The 18,570-nt window shown below is 61.4% G+C and carries 16 protein-coding genes and 2 pseudogenes; 7 read left to right on the forward strand and 11 right to left on the reverse strand.

Going from position 1 to position 18,570, the window contains the following annotated elements; all coding sequences use genetic code 11:
* Positions 1-16: 16 nt before the first annotated feature.
* From LOY43_RS03290 to LOY43_RS03300, 3 genes are all read right to left on the reverse strand, one after another.
* Positions 17-1,582, reverse strand: coding sequence for a collagen-like triple helix repeat-containing protein (locus tag LOY43_RS03290; RefSeq protein ID WP_258709191.1), 1,566 nt, complete (start codon positions 1,580-1,582; stop codon positions 17-19).
* A gap of 299 nt (positions 1,583-1,881) precedes the next feature.
* A complete protein-coding gene (locus LOY43_RS03295; RefSeq protein WP_095047384.1) occupies positions 1,882-2,736 on the reverse strand; it encodes a MaoC family dehydratase in 855 nt (284 codons plus the stop codon).
* 2 nt (positions 2,737-2,738) lie between these two features.
* On the reverse strand, positions 2,739-4,091 hold the full coding sequence (locus LOY43_RS03300) for a 3-oxoacyl-ACP reductase (RefSeq protein WP_258709192.1): 1,353 nt from the start codon (positions 4,089-4,091) through the stop codon (positions 2,739-2,741).
* Between the two features lie 283 nt (positions 4,092-4,374).
* Here LOY43_RS03300 and LOY43_RS03305 point away from each other — a divergent pair, with 283 nt between their 5' ends.
* Positions 4,375-5,652: an acetyl-CoA C-acetyltransferase gene (locus tag LOY43_RS03305; RefSeq protein ID WP_095047386.1), complete on the forward strand. Its 1,278-nt coding sequence runs from the start codon at positions 4,375-4,377 to the stop codon at positions 5,650-5,652.
* A 258-nt stretch (positions 5,653-5,910) separates the two neighbouring features.
* Here LOY43_RS03305 and LOY43_RS28785 read toward each other — a convergent pair whose 3' ends face one another.
* Together LOY43_RS28785 and LOY43_RS28790 are read right to left on the reverse strand one after the other, a co-directional pair.
* Positions 5,911-6,678 (reverse strand): methyl-accepting chemotaxis protein, encoded by a 768-nt coding sequence (locus LOY43_RS28785; protein ID WP_407082809.1) that lies wholly within the window; start codon positions 6,676-6,678, stop codon positions 5,911-5,913.
* A 90-nt stretch (positions 6,679-6,768) separates the two neighbouring features.
* Positions 6,769-7,857: pseudogene (locus LOY43_RS28790) on the reverse strand (cache domain-containing protein); the annotation flags it as partial.
* A 447-nt stretch (positions 7,858-8,304) separates the two neighbouring features.
* On the opposite strand from LOY43_RS28790, the gene LOY43_RS03315 reads away from it, so the two are divergent.
* Positions 8,305-9,201, forward strand: coding sequence for a PA4780 family RIO1-like protein kinase (locus LOY43_RS03315; RefSeq protein ID WP_095047388.1), 897 nt, complete (start codon positions 8,305-8,307; stop codon positions 9,199-9,201).
* 326 nt (positions 9,202-9,527) lie between these two features.
* Complete coding sequence (locus tag LOY43_RS03320; RefSeq protein ID WP_095047389.1) at positions 9,528-10,736, forward strand: MFS transporter; 1,209 nt, start codon at positions 9,528-9,530, stop codon at positions 10,734-10,736.
* On the opposite strand, the gene cueR is transcribed toward LOY43_RS03320, so the two are convergent.
* Together cueR and LOY43_RS03330 are read right to left on the reverse strand one after the other, a co-directional pair.
* Entirely contained in the window at positions 10,690-11,103 is a 414-nt protein-coding gene (gene cueR, locus LOY43_RS03325; protein WP_095047390.1) for a Cu(I)-responsive transcriptional regulator, read from the reverse strand. The two genes, LOY43_RS03320 and cueR, sit on opposite strands and share 47 nt — an antisense overlap.
* The gene (locus tag LOY43_RS03330) at positions 11,100-13,493 is read right to left on the reverse strand and encodes a heavy metal translocating P-type ATPase (RefSeq protein ID WP_258709194.1); all 2,394 of its coding nucleotides are present in this window, start codon (positions 13,491-13,493) and stop codon (positions 11,100-11,102) included. The genes cueR and LOY43_RS03330 overlap by 4 nt, the downstream gene beginning before the upstream one ends.
* Before the next feature lie 93 nt (positions 13,494-13,586).
* On the opposite strand from LOY43_RS03330, the pseudogene LOY43_RS03335 reads away from it, so the two are divergent.
* Positions 13,587-13,679 (forward strand): annotated as a pseudogene (locus LOY43_RS03335) (metal ABC transporter ATP-binding protein); the annotation flags it as partial.
* Between the two features lie 9 nt (positions 13,680-13,688).
* Here the strand turns inward: LOY43_RS03335 and LOY43_RS03340 are convergent.
* Positions 13,689-14,072: a hypothetical protein gene (locus LOY43_RS03340; RefSeq protein WP_077570848.1), complete on the reverse strand. Its 384-nt coding sequence runs from the start codon at positions 14,070-14,072 to the stop codon at positions 13,689-13,691.
* Positions 14,073-14,220: 148 nt separating this feature from the next.
* Between LOY43_RS03340 and LOY43_RS03345 the strand changes: the two genes are divergently transcribed.
* Both LOY43_RS03345 and LOY43_RS03350 read left to right on the forward strand, forming a co-directional pair.
* On the forward strand, positions 14,221-14,418 hold the full coding sequence (locus LOY43_RS03345) for a cation transporter (RefSeq protein WP_034154772.1): 198 nt from the start codon (positions 14,221-14,223) through the stop codon (positions 14,416-14,418).
* 88 nt (positions 14,419-14,506) lie between these two features.
* Positions 14,507-15,709: a multidrug effflux MFS transporter gene (locus tag LOY43_RS03350; RefSeq protein ID WP_007914685.1), complete on the forward strand. Its 1,203-nt coding sequence runs from the start codon at positions 14,507-14,509 to the stop codon at positions 15,707-15,709.
* Positions 15,710-15,715: 6 nt separating this feature from the next.
* Here the strand turns inward: LOY43_RS03350 and LOY43_RS03355 are convergent, their stop codons facing one another.
* The 3 genes from LOY43_RS03355 to LOY43_RS03365 form a co-directional block, all read right to left on the reverse strand.
* Positions 15,716-15,889 carry a hypothetical protein gene (locus tag LOY43_RS03355; protein WP_007914687.1) on the reverse strand — a complete coding sequence of 58 codons (174 nt, stop codon included), beginning with the start codon at positions 15,887-15,889 and terminating at the stop codon, positions 15,716-15,718.
* A 160-nt stretch (positions 15,890-16,049) separates the two neighbouring features.
* Positions 16,050-17,063 (reverse strand): zinc-binding alcohol dehydrogenase family protein, encoded by a 1,014-nt coding sequence (locus LOY43_RS03360; protein WP_258709195.1) that lies wholly within the window; start codon positions 17,061-17,063, stop codon positions 16,050-16,052.
* A gap of 32 nt (positions 17,064-17,095) precedes the next feature.
* Positions 17,096-17,389 carry a putative quinol monooxygenase gene (locus LOY43_RS03365; protein WP_258709196.1) on the reverse strand — a complete coding sequence of 98 codons (294 nt, stop codon included), beginning with the start codon at positions 17,387-17,389 and terminating at the stop codon, positions 17,096-17,098.
* A 119-nt stretch (positions 17,390-17,508) separates the two neighbouring features.
* Between LOY43_RS03365 and LOY43_RS03370 the strand changes: the two genes are divergently transcribed.
* The gene (locus LOY43_RS03370; RefSeq protein ID WP_095047394.1) at positions 17,509-18,438 is read left to right on the forward strand and encodes a LysR family transcriptional regulator; all 930 of its coding nucleotides are present in this window, start codon (positions 17,509-17,511) and stop codon (positions 18,436-18,438) included.
* Positions 18,439-18,570 lie beyond the last annotated feature (132 nt).

Consider the following 18,570-nt stretch of genomic DNA (forward strand, 5'->3'; position numbering starts at 1 on the left):
ATCGGCCAGGTGCAATTTAGCGTGTGTTGCCTCCCAGGGTGCCAGTCAGACCACCGAGTACACCGCCCAGACCGCCACTGGTGGTACCCCCGCTGGTACCGCCGTTGACCAGGCCACCGACGGCGGCGACGGTGCCGCCAACGTTGCTGACCAGACCACCGACTGCGGTGGTGACCGGGTTGTTGGTCGCGGCAATGCTGCCGCCGATACTGCTGACCGCGCCGCCCACCTGGCCGGTGAGACCTGCAACAGGTGAGCCGATACCGGTAGCGGCGCCGACTTGTTGGGTCACGTTGGTAACCGCACTGGTAACCGGGTTCAGGCCTGCCCCCAAGGTTCCGCCAACCGTGGCCAGAGGTGAGGTGGTTGCGGTGATCGGGGTGCCCGAACCGCCGAGTACGGTGTTGAGCGAAGCCACTGTGTTGCCGGCCGCAGCGAGGACGTTGCCAGGCGCTGCGAGAGTGCCGTTGCCTGCCGCCAGACCTGAGCCGACATTGACCACCGCGCCGCCAACGGTTTGCAGCAGGCCAGTACCACCGAGGCCACCGCCCACTCCACCAGTACCCGAACCAGTGCCGTTGGACACCAGACCACCGGCCTTGGCGACTGCGGTGCCGGTATCGCTCAACGCGCCGCCGAGTGTGTTGGTCAAGGCGTTGCCGTTACCCGCATCGGTAACATTGCCGCCCAGTGTGTTCACCGCGCCACCGACTTGCGCAACCACGCCTTTGAGCGGATCGCCCAGACCGGTCGCATCGCCGACTTTGTCAGTGGTGCTTTCAACCATCGCGATCACTGGCACCAGGCTACTGCCGAGTTTGTTTGTCAGTTGACTGGTCGGGCCGCTGGTCAGCGTGGTGTCGAGGGTATTACCGAGCATGGTGACTTTCTCGCCGACCCCATCAACCAACGGCGCGACTCTGGTGACTACACCGCCCACCACTGGCACGCTGGTGGTGGCAGTGGACAGCTTGGCGCTGAGGTCGGAGACGCCGTTGCCAACATCCGTCACTACACCGCCAACCGAAGCAACGGTGGTGGTCAGGCCATTAGGGTCGGTGGCCAGTTTGCCTACGCCATCGGCGACGCCATCACCCAAGGTGCTGACAACATTGCCTGCGGTGTTGGCCGCACTCTGCACCACACCACCGACCACCGGTACGGTGCTCAGCGAGTCGCCGATCTGGCCAACGCCATCGCCGACGCCAGCGACGGTATTACCGACATCCTGCACCAACGTGGTGGTCACCAACGGTGTGGTGGTTGGGTTGGTCGGGTTAGTGGGGTCAGTCGGGTCTGTCGGGTCTGTCGGGTTGGTTGGATTAGTCGGATCAGTGCCACCAGTGCCGCCTGTACCACCCGTGCCACCGGTTCCGCCAGTGCCTGCGGTATCACCGCTGCCACCCGTGCCACCTGTGCTGCCAGTACCCGATGTGCCACCAGTACCCGCCGTACCATCCGCCGAAGAACTGCCGGAACTGCTTTTATGACCGCCACCACCGCTGCTGCACCCGGTGACGCCAAGGGAGAGAATCAATGCCAGAGCGATTGCCGATTTGCACCACACGTTTTGAGTTTTCATGATTGAGATTCCTTGCACCTGTCACAACGTTCGTTGTCTTCGATGGCTCGCCGATCTGTTGTCGGTGATGCCTTCGCCCGTTGTGCTCAATCTCAGTCCAGGGGCAGGTTTCAGGCCATTCTCAAGTTGGTATTAACGCCTTTATATATAAGGTGAAGTTCAGCGCCTAAGGACTAATACCCAGGATATAGCCGGACAAAAAAAGGCCTTGATAATCAAGGCCCTGGTTTTTTCAGTGGAAGGGGGAAGGACGGCGAAAACTTAAGTTATATACACACAATTAATGGTGTGCCGCGAGCTCAGGCAATGGGTTGCCACTGCCCGACCATGTGTTCGAGGTCTTGTGCACCGATCAGCCGCAACTCACCACTGGACCCCGCCGCACTCGCCAGCAAGGTCACCTCACTGGGCAGGCGCACCGGTTTACGAAAGTGCACGGCGATCTCAAGGTTGGCCTTGGGCAAATGATCGCCCAGCGCCGCGAGCGTTCGCGCCTTGTTCCACAAACCATGGGCGATCGCTGTTGGAAAGCCAAACAGCCTGGCACTGGCCGCACTCAGGTGAATCGGGTTGTAGTCGCCGGACACTTTGGCGTATTGCCGACCGATATCGACCGGGGCTTTCCAGCGCGCCACCTCCACCAGCGATTGCGACGGCTCCCAGGTCTGCTCGGCCGGCTCGCCCTCAAGTTTCACACCGCGACAGAGCATCTGGCTTTCGGCTTCCCACAACGGCCCGAGCTGATCATCCAGGGTGGTCAGCAGATCGAACGTCGCACCTTTGGGATGCGCTTGCAGATTCGTCACGCGCACGCTGACCTGCGCCCGACCGATCCCACCCATCGGGCGCAACACGCGAATGCGGTTGCTCAGATGAATCAGCCCCAACAGCGGGAACGGAAATGCTTTGGCGGTGAGCAATTGCATCTGCAATGCAAAGGCGAGGATGTGCGGATACGTCGGCGGCAATAGACCGTCATCGACGAATCCGCAGACCTTGCGATAGCCTGCCAGGCGTTGGCCATCGACATCGACCCAACAGCGCAAGCCGCTGTCGGGTAATTGGGTGCCGGTGATTTTGCGTCGCGTCGCCGCCCGTGCGTAGAGCCCGGGCAGACTCGGTTCGCGATCCAGCGTATGCCATTCCATGCTCATGCCTAAGCCCCCAGAACGCTTTGTCCACAGACGCGCAGTGCCTGCCCGGTGAATGCGCCGGTGCCCGGTTGCGCCAGCCACGCGACGGCTTCGGCGACGTCTTGCGGTAAACCGCCCTGACCGAGCGAACTCATGCGCCGGCCCGCCTCACGCAGGCCAAACGGAATGTGTGCAGTCATTTGCGTTTCGATAAAACCGGGCGCAACGGCGTTGATGCTGATGCCGCGTTCCAGCAGTGTCGGTGCCCAGGCCTGCGCAAGACCAATCAGCCCGGCCTTGCTCGCGGCGTAGTTGGTTTGCCCGCGATTGCCGGCAATGCCGCTGATCGAGGCCAGCAGAATCACCCGCGCGTTGTCGTGCAGCGTGCCGCTGTCGAGCAGTGCCTGGGTCAGCACTTGCGGCGCGTTGAGGTTGACCGCCAGCACTGCATCCCAAAATTCCGGGGTCATATTGGCCAAGGTTTTGTCGCGGGTGATGCCGGCGTTGTGCACCAGAATATCGAGGCCGTCAGGCAGTTGTCCGATCAGTTGCGTGGCGGCGTCGGTGGCGCAGATATCCAGGGTAATCGCGCGGCCGCCGAGGCGGGCGGCGAGGGCTTCCAGATCGGTCTTCGCCGGCGGCACGTCGAGCAGGATCACCTCGGCGCCGTCGCGCGCCAGGGTCTCGGCAATCGATGCGCCGATACCGCGAGCCGCACCAGTGACCAGCGCCTTGCGTCCGGCCAGCGGCCGTGTCCAGTCAGTCACTGGCGTCGCACAAGCCGTCAGGCGGATCACCTGGCCGGACACGAACGCACTTTTCGGCGAGAGGAAAAACCGCAGCGGGCCTTCCAGTTGATCTTCGGCGCCCTCACCGACGTAGATCAATTGCAGCGTGCCGCCGCTGCGCAGTTCCTTGGCCAGCGAACGGAAAAACCCTTCCAGCGCTCGTTGCGCACTGGCAGCAAACGGATCACTGAGGGTTTCCGGCGCACGGCCAAGAATCACCAGATGGGCGCTATGCTCTAGATTCTTCATCAACGGCTGGAAGAATTCGCGCAGTTGCTTGAGCTGGTTGGTGTGCAGCAGTTCGCTGGCGTCGAACACCACGGCTTTGAGTTTCGGGCCGTGGCCGGGAATCCATTCGGTGGCGGTTGCCGGTTGTTCGCCGTAACGGTAGATGCCGTCGGTCAAACGGTTGGCGAAGGCACTGACGCGCTCCGCCAGCGGCCCGCCGCCGATCAGCAGCGCCCCTTCCACCGGCCGCAGGCGCCCGGCCTGCCAGCGTTCCAGCCGCACCGGCGACGGCAGGCCCAGCGCCCCGACCAGGCGATGGCCGATGGACGAGTTGGCGAAGTCGATATAGCGGTCAGACATGGAACGCTCTCCAGAAGTTGGGGTTCAAAGTGTGGACTACCGATGGCAATCAATCGTTCGATCCACGCAATAAGGCCTACGCTAGAACAGCAGAGTAGTTTGCCCCCGGCGTTTGTGTTGCCGAACCCACATTCAGAAACACAGCTGACCCCTGTAGGAGTGAGCCTGCTCGCGATAGCGGTGTATCAGTCAAGAAATGTTTATCTGACCCACCGCTATCGCGAGCAGGCTCACTCCTACAGGGGATTGGCGTGAATTCAAACCTTCGGAAAAGGAGTTATTCATGAGTCAGCTGCGCCGCGTCGCGATCATTGGCGGTAACCGTATCCCTTTCGCCCGTTCCAACGGGCCGTACGCTACGGCCAGCAATCAGGCGATGCTCACCGCCGCCCTTGAGGGCCTGATCGAACGCTACAACCTGCATGGCCAGCGCATCGGTGAAGTGGTGGCGGGCGCGGTGCTGAAATTGTCACGAGATATGAGTCTGACCCGTGAATGCGTGCTCGGCTCACGTCTGTCACCCGCCACGCCCGCCTATGACATTCAGCAAGCCTGCGGCACCGGTCTGGAAGCGGCGATTCTGGTGGCGAACAAGATCGCCCTCGGCCAGATCGAGAGCGGCATCGCCGGCGGCGTCGACACCACCTCGGACGCGCCGATCGGTGTCAGCGAAGGCCTGCGCAGAATCCTCCTGCAAGCCAACCGCGCCAAGACCACCGGCGACAAACTGAAAACCTTTCTGCAACTGCGCCCCAAACATCTGATTCCCGACTTTCCACGCATCGGCGAACCACGCACTGGGCTGTCGATGGGCGAGCACTGTGAATTGATGGCGCAGACCTGGCAGATCCCGCGTGAAGAGCAGGATCAACTGACCCTCGGAAGTCATCACAAACTCGCCGCGTCCTACAGCGAAGGCTGGCACAACGACCTGATGACGCCGTTCCTTGGTCTAACCCGCGACAACAACCTGCGCCCGGACCTGACCCTGGAAAAACTCGCGACGCTGAAACCGGCCTTTGAAAAAAGCGCCAAAGGCACGTTGACGGCAGGCAACTCCACGCCGCTGACCGATGGCGCGTCGGTGGTATTGCTCGGCAGTGAGGAATGGGCGAAGGAACGGGGTTTGCCAATTCTCGCGTATCTGCGCGATGGCGAAGCGGCGGCAGTGGATTTCGTCAACGGCGCCGAAGGGCTGCTGATGGCGCCGGTGTATGCCGTGCCACGGGTGCTGGCACGCAACGGGCTGACCTTGCAGGATTTTGACTACTACGAAATTCATGAAGCGTTCGCGGCGCAAGTGCTGTGCACGCTGAAGGCCTGGGAAGATCCCGAATACTGCAAAACCCGTTTGGGACTCGACGCGCCGTTGGGTTCGATTGATCGTAGCCGGCTGAACGTGAAGGGCAGTTCGCTGGCGGCCGGGCATCCGTTTGCGGCGACCGGTGGGCGCATCGTGGCGAACCTGGCGAAGTTGCTGGACGCAGCGGGGAAGGGCCGGGGCCTGATCTCGATTTGCGCGGCGGGCGGGCAGGGTGTCACCGCCATCATCGAACGCTGACGCTGAAAGAGCCCCTAACCCTCCCGAAACGTCGGACCGCCCAAAGGGAGAGGGGACTGATTGGGGGATGCTTCGGAGTTACACCGACCTGAGAGAGTCGTGCTGAATCCGGAATCGAACTGATTTGGAGAATTCTGCCAAGCCATATTCGACGCGGTATTTCAGGTCGATGCATAACGCCAGACACCTCGGTCAGCCCCCTCTCCCTCAGGGAGAGGGCTGGGCGGGCGGCGTTCCGATGAGGGTGGCTTTTGAGGTTCAGGTACGAAACCGTCTGACCAACCCATCCAACTCATTCGACAACCCCGCCAGACTCTGCGAATCCAGGCGCGCCGAGTTGGCCAGTTCCGCCACCAACTGCGCATCCCCGTGAATCTGGCTGATGTGCCTGTTGATGTCCTCAGCTACCTGATGTTGTTCTTCGGCGGCGGTGGCGATCTGCGTGTTCATGTCACGGATCACGTCCACCGACTCGCGGATCTGCCCGAAACTCTCGCGCGCCTCGCCGATACGCGTCACCGATTGCTGCGAAACCTGCAGGCTGGCGTGCATCTGCTGCGTGACCTGGCTGGTGCGCTTGGCCAGATTGCCGAGCAAAGCGTCGATTTCTGCCGTCGAATCCGCCGTGCGTTTGGCCAGTGCGCGCACCTCATCGGCGACCACGGCAAAACCACGGCCCTGCTCACCGGCGCGCGCTGCTTCGATGGCGGCGTTGAGCGCCAGCAGGTTGGTCTGCTCGGCGATGGAGCGGATGGTGCCGAGGATCGACTGGATATCGTTGCTGTCACGCTCCAGTTGCTGCATAGACTGCGCCGATTGCTCCAGCTCCTGGCTTAGTTGGTCGACGCTGTTTACCGCCGCATCAATCTGCTGCTGACCTTGGCGGGCCTGCCGCTGGCCGCTGTCGGCCGAATCCGCTGCCTGACTGCACGAGCGTGCGACTTCGTTGGCGGTGGCGACCATTTCGTGGAACGCGGTCGAGACCATGTCCACGGCTTCACGCTGACGCCCGGCGGCTTCGGCCATGTCGCTTGAGACGCGGGTCGAACTCTGCGAGGTCGCGAGGATTTTCCCGGCGGCGCCGCCGATATGCTGAATCAGGCTGCGGATCGCGGTGAGGAACTGATTGAACCAGTTGGCCAGTTGCGCGGTTTCGTCGTTGCCTCGGATATCGAGGTTTTTGGTCAGGTCGCCTTCGCCCTGCGCGATGCCTTCCAGGCCACTGGCGACGCTGCGGATCGGCCGCACGATCAGGCTGGCAAAACTGGCGCCGACCACGGCGAATAGCACGGCCAGCACGGCGGCGATGATCGCGATCAGCCAGGTCAGTTGCGTGGCGGAGCTCATCACATCGCTCTGCTTGATCAGGCCGACGAAGGTCCAGCCCAATTGCTCCGATGGCCAGACGTTGGCCATGTAGCGCTCGCCGTTAAGCTCGACTTCGACCAGGCCTTTGCCCGCCTTGGCCAGTTGCGCATAGCCTTCGCCTAGGCTGTCCAGCGGCTTGAAATTGTGTTCCGGCTGTTTCGGATCGACCAGCACCGTGCCGCTGTTTTCCAGAAGCATCAGGTAGCCGGTTTCGCCCAGCTTGATCTGTTTGACGATCTCGGTGAGCTGCTTGAGCGTCACGTCGATGCTGACCACGCCGCCGTTGCTGCCGAGTTTGTTGTCGATGGTGCGCACGGTGCTGACGTAGGTCGCATCGTCCTGCGCCCAGTAGTAAGCGGCGGTCCGCAACGGTTTGCCCGGTTTGGCCTGGGCAGCCTTGTACCACGGCCGCTGACGCGGGTCGTAGTTGTTGAGCTTCGGATCGTCCGGCCACGACACATAACCGCCGGCGGCGGTGCCAACGATGGCGTAGGCGTAAGCCGGGTGGGCGTTGCCCAGGTCCTGGAGGAACGCGAAGACCTTTTTGTCCATCTCGCCTTGCGGGATGGATTCGGCGTTGGCGCTCATGTAGGTCTTGAGGCTGTCGTCGGTGTTTTTGATCAGCGGCTGCGACGCCAGGTAATCGACGTTCTGGCTGATGCCATCAAAAAACAGCTGCATGGCATTGCTGACCTGACGAATTTCGCGACCGCTGCTGTCGACAAAACTGTCCCGGGCATCGCTGCGCAGGTTCATCACCACCAGCGTTGCGACTAGCACCACCGGCAAGCAGGCGATGATTGCAAACGCCCACGTCAATTTCTGTTTGATGTTCATCCGCGCTCCAGATTTTCTTGTAGGCCCACGCAGTGCAGATGACTTGTGGTTTATTGGCAGCCGAAAACGTTGTGGATCACCCGTATCCCCGAGCACGGCATCGTTGATTGTTGTGGAACGATTGTCGGACAAATCCCTCTGTCATTGAGGGCTTCGGCTGCAAAACAGGGAAATTGAGGCGACTTTGCAAAAAACTGCCGAGGGGACAACAGCCGGATGTCAGATTCTGTCGCAAATGCCCTTGAAGACATGTACCAACAAGTACAACAGCCTCGGCTATGATTCCCCACGGTCGATGCGCGAGCGCAGAGTTGGCCCTGTTTAATCCGGCACAGTGTGTGCATTCTCAACGTTCACAGGTCGGCAACCCCTCCCCGTGATGCGAGGATTGCCGTATAACGAGTGACATTCGCGTGTTTGGTAATAAAGGACCCACAATAAAAGCTGATGAAGACTCCAAAACGCATTGAACCCCTGATCGAGGACGGTCTGGTCGACGAAGTGCTGCGCCCACTGATGAGTGGTAAAGAAGCAGCTGTTTATGTGGTGCGCTGCGGCAATCAGTTACGTTGCGCAAAGGTCTACAAGGAGGCGAACAAACGCAGTTTCCGCCAGGCGGCCGAGTATCAGGAAGGCCGCAAGGTGCGCAACAGCCGACAGGCTCGCGCAATGGCGAAAGGCTCCAAGTTCGGTCGCAAAGAGACCGAAGATGCCTGGCAGAACGCCGAAGTGGCGGCGCTGTTCCGTCTGGCCGGCGCCGGCGTGCGGGTGCCCAAACCGTACGATTTCCTCGACGGCGTGCTGTTGATGGAACTGGTGGCCGACGAGTTCGGCGACGCCGCGCCGCGTCTCAATGACGTGGTGCTGGAGCCGGATCAGGCGCGCGAGTATCACGCGTTCCTGATTTCGCAGATCGTGCTGATGTTGTGTACCGGTCTGGTGCACGGCGACCTGTCGGAGTTCAACGTGCTGTTGACGCCGACCGGCCCGGTCATCATCGACCTGCCGCAAGCTGTCGACGCTGCCGGCAACAACCACGCGTTCAGCATGTTGGAACGCGACGTTGGCAACATGGCTTCCTACTTCGGACGCTTTGCCCCGGAGTTGAAGCTGACCAAATACGCCAAGGAAATGTGGGCGTTGTACGAAGCTGGCACCTTGCACCCGAACAGTGTGCTGACCGGTGAGTTCGATGATCCGGAAGACCTGGCCGATGTTGGCGGAGTTCTGCGCGAGATCGAAGCGGCGCGCCTCGACGAGGAACGCAAGCAGGCCATCCGTGCATCGGACGACGAGCCGAAAGGCAAGTCTGACGAGCCACCGCCACCACCGTGGATGCAGTGATTGCTTGATGAGAAACCCGGCTTCGGCCGGGTTTTTTGTTTGATTCAGAAGCCTTACAAGCCCAGAAGCCCCTCATCGGAACGCCGCCCGCCCAGCCCTCTCCCAGAGGGAGAGGGAGCCGGCCGAGGTGTCTTGCGTCATATATCGACCTGAAAAAACGAGTCGATTATGGATTCAACGAAAAACGTTCAGGTCGGTGTACCTCCCAAATATCCCCCAATCGGTCCCCTCTCCCCCTGGGAGAGGGTTAGGGTGAGGGGCCTCTTTCGGATCCCCGCAAATTCAAGTCTACTGTCCACCGCCCCAACCACACTCAAGGACTGAATGTGACCACCCCGCGCAACACCCACCTGATCGTCACTGCCCGACTGATCTCCGATTTCGGCGCCTTCCTCAACATGGTCGCGCTGGCCACCTACGTCTACCTGCTGAGCAACAGCGCCATGAGCGTCGGGGTTTTCCTCGCCAGCCGCGTGGGCGGGGGGATTTTTGCCAGTCTGATCGGCACCGCGTTTTACCGTCGTTGCAGCGGACGCGCACCGCTGATCGCCTTCGACCTGCTGCGCGCCAGCGTGCTCGGTCTGTTGTTGATCGTGCCCGTCAGCCAACAGGCCTTGCTGTTGCCGGTGATCGCCTTCGGTCTGGGCCTGGGAAACTCGATGTTCGCCATCGGCCTCAACAGCCAGTTGCCGCGTTTGATCCACGCCGATCAGTTGCTCAAGGCCAATGCCTGGATCACCTCGGCTTCATCCGCCGCGATGGTTGGTGGCAGCCTGGTTTCAGGTTTGCTGGTAGCGGGGTTTGGTTTTGAAACGGTGTTCGCCCTGAATGCGCTGACCTATTTGCTGGCCGCGTTCTTGATTGTGCCGCTGCGGTTCGCACCCGCAACCGTCAACGACGCACCGGAACGCGGCGAATGGACAGCGCTCAAGCAAGGCCTGCATTCTGCGCCGGTGATTGCCGCGATGCTCGCGGTCACCATGGCCGACACCTTGGGCAGCGCCGCGCACAACGTCGGCTTTCCGATCATCTCCAAACTGCTCACCCCGGAGTCGGCGAGTACCACGCTGGGCCTGATGCTCGCAGTGTGGGCCAGCGGCAAGCTCCTCGGTGCGCGCATCGCCAGCCGTCTCAAAGGCTCGGACAACATCCACCTCGAACGACGGTTTTTCTTCGGTGTGGCGCTGATGTCCTGTGGCTTTATCCTGATGTTCCAGCAACACAACCTCTATGCGCTGTTGCTGTTTTCCTTGCCGGCAGGGCTGGGTGACGGCTTTTCCGAGGTCGGGCTGATGTCGCGTCTGCAGCGTGAACCCGAGCAATTGCGCCTGCCGATTTTCAGCGTGCTGACTTTGCTGCAAATGACCGGGTTCGGTATCGGCATGCTGATCGCCGCGCCGTTCTACGCGTGGTGGACGCCGGGTGCCGTGGTCATGCTGTTCCACGGCATTCCGCTCAGTACGTTGCTGCTGGTGAAAGTTCTGGCGCTCAAGCGCTGGGGGGTTGTGCGCAGCAGCCCGACGCCAGTTCCTTGAGGATCGGGCAATCGGGGCGGTGGTCGCCGTTGCAGTGCTCGACTAGGTCTTGCAGGGTGTCGCGTAATTCGCCGAGCTCGCGAATCTTCTGGTTCAACTCGTCGATGTGCTGGCGGGCCAAGGCTTTGACATCGGCGCTGGCGCGTTGGCGATCCTGCCAGAGGGTCAGCAGTTTGCCGACCTCTTCCAGGGAAAAGCCCAGATCCCGCGAGCGCTTGATGAACGCCAGCGTATGCAGGTCATCGTCACCATAGACCCGGTAACCGCTGTCGGTGCGATGCGCCGCTTTGAGCAGGCCGATCGACTCGTAATAGCGGATCATTTTCGCGCTCAGGCCACTGTGTCTGGCCGCTTGACCGATGTTCATCGGTGTTCCTCCAGGTCCTTGGGTTTCCAGGTTTTCAACAGTAACGCATTGCTCACCACGCTGACGCTCGACAGCGCCATCGCCGCGCCGGCCAGCACCGGGTTAAGGAAGCCGAACGCCGCCAGCGGAATGCCGATCAGGTTGTAGACAAAGGCCCAGAACAGGTTCTGGCGGATCTTTGCATAGGTTTTGCGACTGATCTCCAGCGCCGCCGGCACCAACCGTGGATCGCCGCGCATCAGGGTAATGCCCGCTGCGTGCATGGCCACATCTGTGCCGCCGCCCATGGCGATACCGATGTCGGCAGCGGCGAGGGCCGGGGCGTCGTTGATGCCGTCACCGACCATGGCGACCACGCCGTTTTTTTTAAGCTCGGTGACGGTCGCGGCTTTGTCCGCCGGCAGCACTTCGGCGTGGACATTGCTGATACCGAGGGCCTCGGCGACCACGCGAGCGCTGCCACGGTTGTCGCCGGTCAGCAGATGGCTGTGGATATCCTGGGCGGCGAGTTGCTGCACGGCTTCCAGTGCACCGGGTTTCAGGGTGTCACCAAAGGCGAACAAACCGAGCACTTTCGGTTCCGGGCTTTGTTCGATTAACCACGACAGGGTGCGGCCCTCGGCTTCCCAAGTCTGGGCAGATTCGCTCAGGTTGCCCGCGTTCAAAGCACTTTCTTCGAGCATCCGCCGATTGCCCAGCGCCAGACGCCGGCCTTCAAGATTGCCGGCAATGCCGCGACCGGTCAGCGATTGACTGTCGCTGACATCCGGCACGTTCAGGCCTCGTTCCGCTGCGGCATCGAGTACCGCTTTGGCCAACGGATGTTCACTGCCGCGTTGCAGCGCACCGGCCAGTTTCAGCAGCGTGTCTTCATCACCATCCACTGCACTGAAATGGGCAATGCGCGGCGTGCCGGAGGTCAGCGTGCCGGTTTTGTCGAATACCACACTGCTGACTTCATGGGCGCGTTCCAGCGCTTCGGCGTCCTTGATCAGAATGCCGTGACGCGCCGCTACGCCGGTGCCGGCCATGATCGCCGTCGGCGTGGCAAGCCCCAGCGCACACGGGCAGGCGATGACCAGCACCGCGACGGCGTTGATCAACGCGGTCTCCATGGGGGCGCCGTAGAGCCACCAGCCGATCAGTGTCACCAACGCGATCAGCAACACCGTTGGCACGAAGATCTGGCTGACTTTATCCACCAGTTTCTGGATCGGTGCTTTCGCGGCTTGAGCGTCCTCAACCAGACGAATGATCCGCGCCAGCACGGTTTCTGCGCCGAGCGCCAGGGTGCGCACCAGCAAACGGCCTTCACCGTTGATCGCGCCGCCGGTGACTTTGTCTCCGGGTTGTTTCGGTACCGGCAGGCTTTCGCCGCTGATCAGTGCTTCATCGGCGTGGCTCTGGCCTTCGATGACTTCGCCGTCGACCGGGAAACGCTCGCCGGGTTTGACCAGCACCAGATCGTTCAGGCGCAAAGCGTTGATGGCGACATCCTGCTCGCGACCGTCGATGACTTGAATCGCCCGTTCCGGACGCAATGCTTCCAGCGCGCGGATGGCGCTGGCGGTCTGGCGTTTGGCGCGGCTCTCCAGGTATTTGCCGAGCAGCACCAAGGCAATGACCACCGCCGACGCTTCGAAATACAGATGCGGCATGCGCCCGGCGGCGGTGGCCCACTCGTAAAGACTCAAACCGTAGCCGGCGCTGGTGCCGAGGGCGACCAGCAAGTCCATGTTGCCCGCTCCGGCACGCACGGCTTTCCACGCCGCTACATAAAAGCGTGCACCGAATATGAACTGCACGGGCGTGGCGAGGGCGAATTGCGCCCAGGCCGGGAGCATCCAGTGGATGCCGAACGGTTGCAGCAACATCGGCGCCACCAACGGCAAGGCCAGGGCGATGGCGCAGATCAGCGCCCAGCGCTCATGCTTGAGGCGCTGTTGCTGGTTATCGGTTTGCGGGTGTTCGGCTTGCCAGACGCTGGCCGAATAACCGGCCTTGCTCACGGCCTCAAGCAGCGTTTGCGGGTCGACCTGGCCGAGCAAATCCAGATGCGCACGTTCGTTGGCCAGGTTCACGCTGACGCTTTTCACGCCCGGCACTTTGTTCAGCGCACGTTCGACGCGACCGACGCAGGAGGCGCAGGTCATGCCTTCGATATTCAATTCGATAGCCTGCTGCGGCACGCTGTAACCGGCGCGCTCAACTGCTGCCATCAAGGCCGGCAGACTGTCGCCGGGCGCCTGCACCCGGGCCTGCTCGGTGGCGAGGTTGACGCTGACGGCACTGGCACCGCTGACTTTGCTCAACGCCCGCTCGACACGGCCGGCGCAGCTGGCGCAGGTCATGCCGGCAATCGGCAGGTCGAAAGTGATGGAATCGGACATTGGTCGTACTCCCTGTAGTAGATGCCTACAAGGATCAACCTTGCCATGCGGGCAAGGTCAAGCGCCATTCTTTGACGCGCCGCAAAACCAACTGTGGGAGCGAGCCTGCTCGCGAAAGCGGTGGGTCAGTCAACATCATCGCTGAATGACACACCGTATTCGCGAGCAGGCTCGCTCCCACAGGTTTGTAGTTGCTTAATAGCCGAGATCGGCGCGCTTCAGGTACATGCCTTCCTGTGTCATCGCGATCCGGTACTTCTGCACATCGCCCGCCTGCAGTTTTATTTCCTGCGAACCCGGTGCGAGCAAGCCCGGATTGCAACCCGGTACCTGCCCCGGCAGTAGTTTCAGACGCAGCGATACAGTGCCCGGTGGCAGGTTGAAAGACGTGCTCTGTTCCTGAAACAGTCGCGCCGACAGCTGATCCTGGATATACACACCGATTTCGCAGGAGGTTGCCACTTCCAGGCGCTCGCGGGAGATGATCAGAACGCCGTAATCCTCACCAGCGGCTTGCACTGTAGGAATTGCGGCAAAGAGACTGAGAAAGCCAAACAGGCTGAAAGCTGACCAGCGCATGGCTGAATCTCCTGAATCGAGTCATTGATGTACGCAGCTTGGCCGAGCGCGGCGCCGATTGCCAGCCCGGCAGTTTATTGAAGAACTTGACCTTGCCATCGTGGCAAGCTCGAAACTGCCGGCAACCTCACTCAAAGGAGTCATTTCCATGCAAGTGTTCAACGTTCAAGGCATGTCCTGCGGTCACTGCGTCAAAGCAATCACCAACGCTGTGCAGGCCAAGGACCCGGCGGCCAGTGTGCGGGTTGATCTGGCTGCGAAAGAGGTCGGCGTGGAAAGCGCGCTGAGCGCCGAGCAGGTGATTGAGGTCATCAGCGAAGAAGGCTACGCAGTGAAACTCGTCTGAAATTGATCGTTAGCGAGCTATCGGAATGTTCAAGGCGTTCGGGCGCGGCTAGACTGTCGGGCTGCCGACTTGCCAACCTGGATGCCTGATGAACTTCCGTACCATTCTGATTCTCGGTGCCTTGACCGCCTTCGGGCCCTTGGCGATCGACTTCTATTTACCTGCCTTTCCCTCGATGGCGCTGGCGTTCGGCACCGACGAGAAACACGTGCAGATGACGCTGGCGGCGTATTTCGCCGGTCTGTCCATTGGCCAACTGGCTTATGGCCCGGTGGCGGACCGCTTCGGTCGACGCATCCCGTTGCTGGTGGGCCTTACGCTGTTCACCTTGGCATCCCTGGCCTGCGCTTATGCGCCAAACCTGGAATGGCTGATCGGTGCGCGTTTTGTCCAGGCCTTGGGCGGCTGTGCGGGGATGGTGATTTCCCGGGCGGTGGTCAGCGACAAATGCGACGCGGTCGGCTCGGCGAAAGTCTTTTCGCAATTGATGCTGGTGATGGGCCTGGCGCCGATTCTGGCGCCAATGCTCGGCGGTCTGTTGGTCAACACCACGGGTTGGCAGTCGATTTTCCTGGTGTTGACCGGCTTCAGTGCACTGGCCGGGTTGGCCGTGGCGCTGGGGCTGCCGGAAAGTATGCCGGCGCACATGCCGCGTCAGCCGTTGTCCGGCGCGCTGCGTCAATACGGGCGCTTGCTCAAGGACCGGGTTTACCTCGGCCATGCCCTGACCGGCGGCATCGCCATCGCCGGGATGTTCGCTTACATCGCGGGTTCACCGTTCATCTTCATCAAACTGTATGGCGTGCCGGCCGAGCATTTCGGCTGGTTGTTCGGCACCAACGCGGCGGGTTTCATTCTGGTGGCGCAGGTCAACGCGCGGATGTTGGCCAAGCGCGGCCCGGCGTTCCTGCTGTCGCGGGCGGTGTGGGTTTACTTCGCCGCCGGGCTGGCGTTGCTCGCGGTCAGCGCAATGCACACCGAATCGTTGTGGCCGCTGCTGATTCCACTGTTCATCTGCGTGTCGAGCCTGGGTTGCATCAGCCCGAACGCCGCCGCTTGTGCGATGAACGGGCAGGGCGCACGCGCCGGCAGTGCGTCGGCACTGCTCGGCTGCATGCAATTCAGTGTCGCCGCCGGCGCTTCGGCGCTGGTAGGGGTGTTGCACGACGGCACCGCCGTGCCGATGGCAATAGTCATCAGCCTGTGCGGTTTGCTGGTGGTATGCGTGGCGCTGCTCACCCGCCGTCTGCAGAATGCCCGGGCACTGGCGCAAGCTCAGGCCGAGGCATAAATAACCTCAGCCGGCGGCGCGCTGCTGGCTGCGGTCGGGAATCTGATGGGGTGCGCACAGTCGCGCTTCGAGGGTGCGGGTGAAGGCCAGTGCTTCGGCTTCACTGCGGAATGTCACGGCGTGTTGGTCCAGACGAACCTGCCATTGAGACTTTGCCACTTCTTTTATCAGGATCTTCATTGCTGACCTCCCTTGCGTAAAAGATGTATCGCAGAGGCTTCGATTGTAGACCTGAATACGATCGCAATTGTGACAAGGGTCAAGCATCGGACTGACGGCAAAAAACAGCGCAGCCCCGCCGACCGCTCTAGGTTCGGCGAAGGCTGCGCTGTGCGGTTTTTTAGAAACCTTCTAAAACAATTTTCCCCTTGGCTTTGCCACTTTCAAGCAGCTCATGGGCGCGACGCAGGTTCGCCGCATTGATGGTGCCGAAATGCTCGCCCACCGTGGTCTTCAACGTCCCGGCATCAATCAGATCCGCCGCGCGGTTAAGCAGTTTGTGCTGCTCGATCATGTCTGGCGTCTCGAACAGCGAGCGGGTGTACATGAACTCCCAGTGCAGCGACAGGCTCTTGCGCTTGAGCTTGCTCACGTCCAGTGACTTCGGATCGTCGATCAACGCCAGTTTGCCTTGCGGCGCCAGCGCTTCGACCAGTTGATCCAGGTGCTGGTCGGTCTGGGTCAGGCTGGCGACGTGGGTCACGCTGTCGACCCCGGCGCGCTTGAGTTCTTCGCTCAGCGGCTGGCTGTGATCGATGACCAGGTCGGCGCCCAGTTCTTTGACCCAATCGCGGGTTTGCTCGCGGGATGCGGTGCCGATCACCTTCAGGCCGGTCAGTTGCCTGGCCAATTGCGTCAGGATTGAGCCAACCCCGCCGGCGGCACCGACGATCAGCAGGCTCTGGCCTTCATCGGTATTGCCTTCGCGGATTTGCAGGCGCTCGAACAACAACTCCCATGCGGTGATCGCGGTCAGCGGCAGTGCGGCGGCTTCGGCAAAACCGAGGGATTTCGGCATATGGCCGACGATGCGCTCATCCACCACGTGCAGCTCACTGTTGCCGCCGGCACGGGCGATGGAGCCGGCGTAAAAGACTTTGTCGCCGGCCTTGAACAACGTCACTTCGCTGCCAACAGCCTTGACCACACCGGCAACGTCCCAGCCCAGCACTTTCGCCGCGCCGTTTTCCGGTGCCACGTTCTGCCGCACTTTGGTGTCGACCGGGTTGACCGAAATGGCTTTGACTTCCACCAGCACGTCGCGCGGGCCGGCGACCGGTTCTGGCAGTTCGATGTCTTGCAGGGACTTGGCGTCGCTGATCGGCAGGGAAGCGTAATAGGCGATGGCTTTCATGAGTGGCTCCGTACAGGTAATAGAAGAAGGAATCAGACAATCGCGCCGAGGCGCTTGAGTTGGAAGTGTTCGATGGCGTGGCCAGCCGTTGCCTGGAAATGCTGGAAGTGCGCGCTGGCGTTGTGCGCCTCAAGAATCGCTTCGCTGGCCCAGTGTTCAATCACATAAAACACCTGCGGGTCGGCGAGGTCACGGTGCAGGTCGTACTGGCTGCAACCGGCTTCGGCGCGGCTCGGTTCAACCAGGGCGCGCAGGCCTTGTTCGAGAAGATCCTGTTGGCCGGGTTTGGCGGTCAGGGTGGCAATAGCGGTGAATGGCTGGGTCATGCTCGGCTCCAGAGAAGCGGGATGAATGCGATAGAGCGATGATTGGCTATTTCTCTGCGAGATAAAACCGGCTAAAAGAGCAGTCTCTTTCAATATTTTTTTGATAATCGAGGCTGAGCATGCTGCGTTTTGACGACTTGCAGTTGTTTGTCCGGGCGGCGGATCTGGGCAGTCTGTCGGCAGCCGCGCGGGTGATGGACATGTCCGCTGCCGTGGCGAGTGCGGCGTTGAAACGGATTGAACAGCAGCTCGGTGCGCGCTTGCTCGCGCGCTCGACCCGCAGTCTGCGCCTGACAGCCGAGGGCGACGGCTTTCTCGAATACGCGCGGGCGGCGCTGAGCAACCTTGATGAAGGCCGGCGCTTACTGGCCAGCGGACAGGATCAGGTCAGTGGGGTCTTGCAGTTGTCGGCGCCTTCGGACTTCGGCCGCAACCTGTTACTGCCGTGGCTCGACGAGTTCCAGCGCGAGCACCCGAAGCTGACCGTGCGCTTGCTGCTCGGCGATCGCATCGCGGACTTGTTCCGCCAACCCGTGGACATCGCTTTGCGCTACGGCGAGCCGGAAGACTCGAGCCTGATCGCCTTGCCCATCGCCCCGCACAACCGCCGTGTGCTGTGCGCCTCCCCGGCGTATCTGGCCCGACACGGCGAACCGCGCCAGCTCGAACAACTGGCCCAGCACAACTGCCTGTTGTACATGCTCGGCAGCCGGGTGCATGACCATTGGAGTTTTCATGACGGTAAACGTGAAGTTGGTCTGACCGTCAGTGGTGACCGTTTCAGCGATGACGCCGACGTTGTGCGTCTGTGGGCGGTGGCCGGCGCCGGAATTGCCTACAAGTCGTGGCTGGACGTGGGCGCCGATGTGCTCGCCGGGCGGCTCAAAGTGCTGTTGCCAGAGCTGCTTTGTGAGCGCGCACCGCTGAATTTGTTGTGCGCCCATCGCGCCCAATTGAGTAAGCCGGTGAACCTTCTGAGGGAAATGCTCGCCAGCCGATGCGCTGAAGTGAGTAGTCAATTTCCCGCTTTTCCGAAAGTTGATCATTAGTCGCAGGTAAATAGAGAAATTTCTGTCAGGAACAATCACCACCTGCGCAGGCTCCGGCGCAGGACGCGCGGGCGAACCCGCTTATACTAGCGCCCGCCTCATGCCAGCACCGACACCCCGGCCCGGAGATCC

Source organism: Pseudomonas sp. B21-041 (genome assembly GCF_024748675.1).
In the GTDB taxonomy this organism is placed as follows: domain Bacteria; phylum Pseudomonadota; class Gammaproteobacteria; order Pseudomonadales; family Pseudomonadaceae; genus Aquipseudomonas; species Aquipseudomonas neuropathica.

Bases quoted from the DNA above. Each gene is read 5' to 3' on its own strand.
- LOY43_RS28785 (WP_407082809.1), bottom strand. From the start codon at position 6,678: ATGGCCGAAGCCGCCGGGCGTCAGCGTGAAGCCGTGGACATGGTCTCG.
- cueR (WP_095047390.1), bottom strand. From the start codon at position 11,103: ATGAACATCGGTCAAGCGGCCAGACACAGTGGCCTGAGCGCGAAAATG.
- LOY43_RS03345 (WP_034154772.1), top strand. From the start codon at position 14,221: ATGCAAGTGTTCAACGTTCAAGGCATGTCCTGCGGTCACTGCGTCAAA.
- LOY43_RS03365 (WP_258709196.1), bottom strand. From the start codon at position 17,389: ATGACCCAGCCATTCACCGCTATTGCCACCCTGACCGCCAAACCCGGC.
- LOY43_RS03355 (WP_007914687.1), bottom strand. From the start codon at position 15,889: ATGAAGATCCTGATAAAAGAAGTGGCAAAGTCTCAATGGCAGGTTCGT.
- LOY43_RS03305 (WP_095047386.1), top strand. From the start codon at position 4,375: ATGAGTCAGCTGCGCCGCGTCGCGATCATTGGCGGTAACCGTATCCCT.
- LOY43_RS03350 (WP_007914685.1), top strand. From the start codon at position 14,507: ATGAACTTCCGTACCATTCTGATTCTCGGTGCCTTGACCGCCTTCGGG.
- LOY43_RS03370 (WP_095047394.1), top strand. From the start codon at position 17,509: ATGCTGCGTTTTGACGACTTGCAGTTGTTTGTCCGGGCGGCGGATCTG.
- LOY43_RS03290 (WP_258709191.1), bottom strand. From the start codon at position 1,582: ATGAAAACTCAAAACGTGTGGTGCAAATCGGCAATCGCTCTGGCATTG.
- LOY43_RS03330 (WP_258709194.1), bottom strand. From the start codon at position 13,493: ATGTCCGATTCCATCACTTTCGACCTGCCGATTGCCGGCATGACCTGC.
- LOY43_RS03360 (WP_258709195.1), bottom strand. From the start codon at position 17,063: ATGAAAGCCATCGCCTATTACGCTTCCCTGCCGATCAGCGACGCCAAG.
- LOY43_RS03295 (WP_095047384.1), bottom strand. From the start codon at position 2,736: ATGAGCATGGAATGGCATACGCTGGATCGCGAACCGAGTCTGCCCGGG.
- LOY43_RS03300 (WP_258709192.1), bottom strand. From the start codon at position 4,091: ATGTCTGACCGCTATATCGACTTCGCCAACTCGTCCATCGGCCATCGC.
- LOY43_RS03340 (WP_077570848.1), bottom strand. From the start codon at position 14,072: ATGCGCTGGTCAGCTTTCAGCCTGTTTGGCTTTCTCAGTCTCTTTGCC.
- LOY43_RS03315 (WP_095047388.1), top strand. From the start codon at position 8,305: ATGAAGACTCCAAAACGCATTGAACCCCTGATCGAGGACGGTCTGGTC.